Source organism: Thermoflexus sp., from assembly GCF_034432235.1.
Lineage (GTDB): Bacteria > Chloroflexota > Anaerolineae > Thermoflexales > Thermoflexaceae > Thermoflexus.
In genome coordinates this window covers 1-6,137 of record NZ_DAOUCJ010000018.1, presented here as the reverse complement: position 1 = coordinate 6,137, position 6,137 = coordinate 1, and the positions used below count along the sequence as shown (strand labels likewise).

Below are 6,137 nucleotides of genomic sequence, written 5' to 3'. Positions count from 1 at the left end.
AGGAGCCGGTGGTGCTGCCGGCGAAGGCGCCGCAGCTGCTGATCAACGGGGCCGCGGGGATCGCGGTGGGGATGGCCACCAGCATCCCCCCCCACAACCTGAGCGAGGTCTGCGACGCCCTTCTGTATCTGATCGACCGCTGGGAGGAGCGGGATGAGGTGACCGTGGAGGATCTCATGCGCTTCATCCCCGGACCCGATTTCCCCACCGGCGGGCTGATCCTGGGCCAGGAGGGGATCCGGACAGCTTACGCCACCGGCCACGGCCGCCTGGTGGTCCGGGCGGTGACGCGAATTGAAGAGATGAAAGGCGGGCGCTGGCGGATCGTGGTGACGGAGCTGCCCTATCAGGTGAACAAGGCCGCCCTCATCGAGCGGATCGCCGAGCTGGTCCGGGAGGGGCGTATCGATGACATCGCCGATCTCCGGGACGAATCCGATCGCCACGGGTTGAGCATCGTGATCGAGCTGAAACGGGGTGCCCGGCCGCAAACGGTGCTCAACCAGCTGCTCAAATTCACGCCCCTCCAGACCACCTTCGGCGTGCAGATGCTGGCCCTGGTGGACGGCCAGCCGCGGGTGCTCTCGTTGAAGCGGATCCTCCAGCTGTTCATCGAGCATCGGATCCAGGTGGTGACCCGGAGGACCCGTTATGACCTGGAGAAAGCAAAGGCGCGGGCCCACCTCCTGGAGGGGCTTCGGATCGCCCTCCAGTTCCTGGACGAGGTGATCGCCCTGATCCGCCAGGCTCCGGACGCGGAGACTGCAAAAGCTCAGCTCATGGAGCGCTTCGGCCTCACAGAGGTCCAGGCCCAGGCCATCCTGGATATGCCCCTGCGGCGGCTGGCGGCGCTGGAACGGCAACGGCTGGAGGAAGAATATCAGGGCCTGGTGGCCCGCATCGCCGAGCTGGAGGCCCTGCTGATGAATCCCCACAAGATCCTGAGGGTGATCCGGGAGGAGCTCCAGCATCTGAAGGAGAAATACAGCGATCCTCGACGCACTCGCATCCTGCCTGAGGCGACGGCCGAGTTCACGGTCGAGGATCTGATCCCGGACGAGCCCGTGCTGGTGCTCCTCAGCCAGCGCGGATACATCAAACGGGTGCCGGTTTCGGCCTATCGGCCTCAGGGCCGGGGCGGGCGCGGGGTCACCGGCATGGCGACCGATGAGGATGACGCGGTGGCCGGCGTCTTCGCCTGCCGAACCCTGGATTACCTGTTCTTCTTCACCGATCAGGGCCGGGCTTACCGGATCCGCGCCTACGAGGTGCCGGATGCCGATCGCGCCGCGCGGGGGATTCCCATCGTGAACCTGATCAACCTGGCGGAGGGAGAACGGATCACCGCCGCTGTGGCCGTATCGCCGGCATGGATGGAAGGGACGGAAGCCGATGGGGGTGATCGCTATCTGGTGATGGCCACACGCCTCGGGAAGGTAAAACGAGTGCCCTTGAATGAATTCCTCACCACCCGATCCACCGGGCTGGTGGCCATCCAGCTGGAGGAAAGCGATGTGCTCCAGGATGTCTGCCTCAGCGACGGCGCCGGGGATCTCCTCCTGGTCACGGCCCGCGGGCAGGCCCTGCGCTTTGAGGAGGCCGAGGTGCGCCCGATGGGCCGGGCAGCCGCCGGCGTGCGCGGCATCCGGCTGGAGGCAGGGGACCAGGTGATCGCCCTGGATCGGGCGGATCCGGAAGGGGAGCTCCTGGTGGTCACGACGGGTGGGTTCGGAAAGCGCACCCCCATCTCCCAGTATCCTCGGAAGGGCCGGGCCACAGGGGGGGTACGGACGATCGCGGATCGCCTGGAGGAGATCGGGGAGATCGCTGCGGCGCGCGTGGTGCAGCCGGGGGATGATATCGTGCTGCTCACCGCCAACGGGATGGCCATCCGGATCCCGGTCGCGGAGATCCCTCAGGCCGGGCGAGGGACCCGGGGGAGCCGCCTCATCGCCCTAACGGAGGCCGACCGGATCGCTTCCATGGCCCGGATCCGCGCTCTGAAGGAAACCGATTGACGAAGAGGATTCACCCCGGTAAAATCTCAAGGCCGGGATTTTGCGGACGCATCACGCGGCAATGGAGGGAAAGCGAGATGGCGCGGTGTGAGATCTGCGGGAAAGGAACCGCCTTCGGCAACTATGTCAGCCACTCCCATCACGCCGAACACCGACGGTTCATGGCCAACGTCCAGAAGAAGCGGGTCACCATAAACGGCGTCACCCGACGGATCCATATCTGCACCCGATGCCTGAAGACCCTGCATAAGGCCCGGGCCTGATCCTCTGATCCGATCCCGTCACCCGGCTTCTGAAGGTGAGCGATGGTCCAATGGCGCTCCCTGGTGGCGATGATCGGGGTGATGAGCCTGGTGGGGCAGCCCCTGGCGTTCCCCCCGAGATCCTCCGCCTCCGCCCCTGGACGGATCGCATCCTGGTCTCGGGCCTCGCCATCCTTCCAGAGCCCATTGCCGCCGCCCACCCCGCCTGCGCCTGCCCCCTCCCTGCCGCCGCCCGAGGAGATCCCCGTCACCCCCGGCACGGCCGCCCGCTTCCTCGACGGGCGGGTCACGGTGGAGGTGCCCCCCGTCGCCCCCATCGCCCGCCTCCGCCTGGCCGCCCGGGCGATCCGCCGCCTGGGCGCCGGCCAGGCCGGCCTGGCCCTCGTCTTCGACCTCACCGCCGCCGACCCCCGCGGCGCCCCCCTCTCCCGCTTCGCCGCCCCCCTCACCGTCACCCTGCGGCTGGGGGACCTGGTGAACTGGGCCTCCCGCCCGGATTGGCTCCGCCCCTGGGTCGGGTATCGGGACGAGCAGACCGGCCGATGGATCCCCCTCCGCCCTACCTTCGTGGAAGAGGAAGCGGGGATCCTCGCGTTCACCACCGACCACCTCTCGATCTTCGGCGCCGGCACCGCGGGGGTGAAGGAAAGCGGATGGGTGCTGAATTTCCACGACACCCGGGTGGACCGCTTCGCCGGCGCCCTGGTGTGGGCCTATCCCCTCGACCTTCCGCCGGGGCCGGGGGGCAGCCGGCCGGATCTGCGCCTCTCTTACAACAGCCGCCGGCTGGATGGGGTATTGACCTGGGCCCAGTCGGACGGGGTGGGCTGGGGTTGGAGCCTCGATGTCGCCGAGATCGTGTGGCGCAACGTCCGCCGATGCTTCGATGGCGCGAACTTCTACCTGTGCTGGGACCCGGTGCCGCTGCTGGTGCTGCAGGGAGAGGCGGTGAAGCTGGTGCCGGAGGCCCCGCTGCCCGATCGCGCCCAGTATCTCGGGCCAGGGAGCGCGACCTATCGCTTCCGCACGGAGGACGAGCGGTTCTGGCGCATCGAATGGAACCCGGGGCCGGAGAACGGGTGGTGGGAGGTGACGCTCCGGGACGGCACCCGCTACCGCTTCGGGACCACCCCCGACAGCCGCCAGACCCTGCGGGGGAGCATCGGACCCTGGACCGGCAGCGGCTGGACGACGGGGGCGGCCACGGCCCGCTGGCGAGTGAAGGAGATCGCCTTCCCCACCGGGGTCACCGTGACCTTCTCCTACGCCGAGCAGACCCTGGCCCAGCAGTGCGACCTCTTCCGGGCCGCCGGTTTCATCGGAAGCCATGAGGGCTGTTTCGGAGACGACCCCGGCTCGGAGCGGGCCAGCTACTGGATGCAGATGGAATACCCCGGGACGCGGGTGCGCATCCTCTGGGACCGCCGCTGGAACGGCAACGGGCCCAACGACGGCTTCGGGGCGCCGGCCTACCGCGGGGATTTCGCCTCCGCCGGGATGGCCGCCCTCTTCTGGCAGACCGACGCCGTGCAGAGGGTCGTGGTGGAGCGGAGGCGAGGGGACGGAAACTGGCAGCCCGTGCGGGAGATCCGCTTCACCTACGGGACCTTCATCCCCGAGGATGAGACGAACAAGCGCCTGCGGATCCTGACCGCCCTCCAGGAATGGGCCCCCGAGGGCAATGGCTGGAAGGCCCTGCCGCCCTTCACCTTCGGCTACACCGGGTATCCCAATAAGGACGGGTGCAACGTCTTCGCCCAGCCCTGCTCCGAATGGGACCAGGCCCGCTTTTTCCACCCCCGCCTGACCCGCCTCGACAACGGCTATGGGGGGAGGATCGAGATCGGCTACGAGACCCCCGACGGGGGCTACTGGCAGGCGAAGAACTACCGGGTGGCCCGGCGGACGGTCACCGACGGCCGGGGCGGGGGATGGCAGGAGACTTACGCCTACAGCGGCGACCCCCGGGGGCGTTGCTATCTCTTCTGGGGCGAGGACCAGACCGGCTGCACCTGGCCGGATGGCTTCACCGGCCCCACCGGCGGCCCCTTCCTGGGCTACCGGGAGGTCACGGTGACGTTCCAGGACCTCGCCGGCATCCCCCAGCGGGTGGAATGGACCCGCTTTGCGCTGCCCGAGGGCCCCACCAGCGACCCCTGGCCCGTCCGCGGAAGGCCGCGGGAACACCAGGTTCGGGATCCGGGCGGAGCGGTCCTTCAGGACATCGCCTCCACGTATGGGATCTCCTCCACCCTGGGCGGGGCGCACTTCGTCTTCCTCCGGCGCCAGGAGACCACCACCGACGGCCGCACGGCCCGAACGGAATACCGCTATGACGCCTACGGGAACGTCACCGCCGTCTTCGAGCACGGCTTCCTGGACGTCTCGGGGGACGAGCGCGCCACCCACCGGGGCTATGCTTACAACCCCACCGCCTGGATCCTGGACAAAGTCGCCTGGGAGCGGGTCTACGAGGGGACCACCGAGGATACCGGCGGGGCGGCCCTGCAGACCGAAACCCGCTTCTTCTACGACGGCGCCGCCTCCTTCACCACCCCACCCACGAAAGGCCTCCTCACCCGGGTGGATCGGGGGAAGGAAGGCTGGGGCTGGGTCACCGAACAGGCCGCCTACGACGTCTATGGCAACCCCACCGTCCTCACCGACGCCCGGGGCTTTACCACGACGTTCGGCTATGATCCGAGCGGCGTCTACCGGGTGTGGGAGCGCAACCCCCTGGGGCACACCACCCGCTATGAACACTACGGGGTGAACGAGAGCGACCCCGGCGCCGGGCGGGAGCCGGTGGGGGCTTTGAAGCGGATCGTCGACCCCAACGGCGCGGCCACGGCTTACACCTACGACCCCTTCGGGCGGCTGCGGACGGTGGTGCGCCCCGGGGATACGTGGGACTTCCCCACCGAGGAGTGGCGCTATTACGACGGGGTGGACTTCCCCTTCACCGACCGCGGGCCCCTGATGGTCGTGCGCCTGGTCCGCGGAACCCCAGGCCTGGCCTGGTGCGCCGGCGGGCTGGCCTTCTGGGAGCGGCTCTACTACGATGGCCTGGGCCGGCAGGTGGAGCGCCAGACCCCGGGGCCGGGCTGGACCTGCAGCGGCGGCGGGCAGGAGATCGTGACCTTCACCCGCTACGATGCCTTGGGCCGGGCGGCCGAGGAGAGCTTGCCCTATTTCGTCCCTCAATACACCTACGCCACCACCCCGGACGGGAAAGTGGTCACCCCTTATCGGGATCCAGACCCCAACGCCCCCCGGGTGCGCACCACGTATGACGCGTTGGGCCGCCCCCTCGCCGTCACCGCCCCCGACGGCGCCGTCACCCGCTACGCCTACGCCGATGGCGGCGTCCTGGCCCTCGATCCCAACGGCCACCAGACCTTACGGTGCACCGACGGCCTGGGCCGCCTGGCCGAAGTCTACGCCTTCAAAGGGGCCTTCTCCGCCCCCACCCTCGCCGCCGAGCCCCTCGCCGTCGCCCGCTACCGTTCCAACGCCCTGGACCGCCTCACCGACGTCCGGGACCCCCTGGGCCACCGGATCCGCATCGCCTACGACCCGTTGGGCCGCAAGACGCGAATGGACGACCCGACGATGGGAACCTGGTTCTACCGCTATGACCCGGCCGGGAATCTCATTGCCCAGGTGGACGCCCGGGGCTGGGCGGTGAACTTCTATTACGATCCCCTCAACCGGCTCAAAGGCAAGACGTATACTCCGAACGTCCCCGACGGCGCCTCTTACAATCCGCCCCCGGACCCCGGGCCTTCCGGGTATGCGGTGGGCTTCGCTTACGATGAGCCCGGGTATGGGGCCTCCCTCGGCCGCAAGACCCGGG

3 protein-coding genes are annotated in these 6,137 nt (G+C 68.9%); all 3 read left to right on the top strand.

The genetic code is table 11. The annotated features are described in order from the left end of the window. Nucleotides 1–2,018: DNA gyrase subunit A (locus tag VAE54_RS02155; RefSeq protein ID WP_322800288.1), on the top strand; the 2,018-nt coding region annotated here is incomplete at its 5' end. A 77-nt stretch (nt 2,019–2,095) separates the two neighbouring features. Then, nucleotides 2,096–2,281 carry a 50S ribosomal protein L28 gene (gene rpmB / locus VAE54_RS02150; RefSeq protein ID WP_322800287.1) on the top strand — a complete coding sequence of 62 codons (186 nt, stop codon included), beginning with the start codon at nt 2,096–2,098 and terminating at the stop codon, nt 2,279–2,281. A 42-nt stretch (nt 2,282–2,323) separates the two neighbouring features. Further along, nucleotides 2,324–6,137: DUF6443 domain-containing protein (locus VAE54_RS02145; RefSeq protein ID WP_322800286.1), on the top strand; the 3,814-nt coding region annotated here is incomplete at its 3' end.

Coding starts and splice junctions, on each gene's coding strand:
- rpmB (WP_322800287.1), top strand. CDS start 2,096: ATGGCGCGGTGTGAGATCTGCGGGAAAGGAACCGCCTTCGGCAACTAT.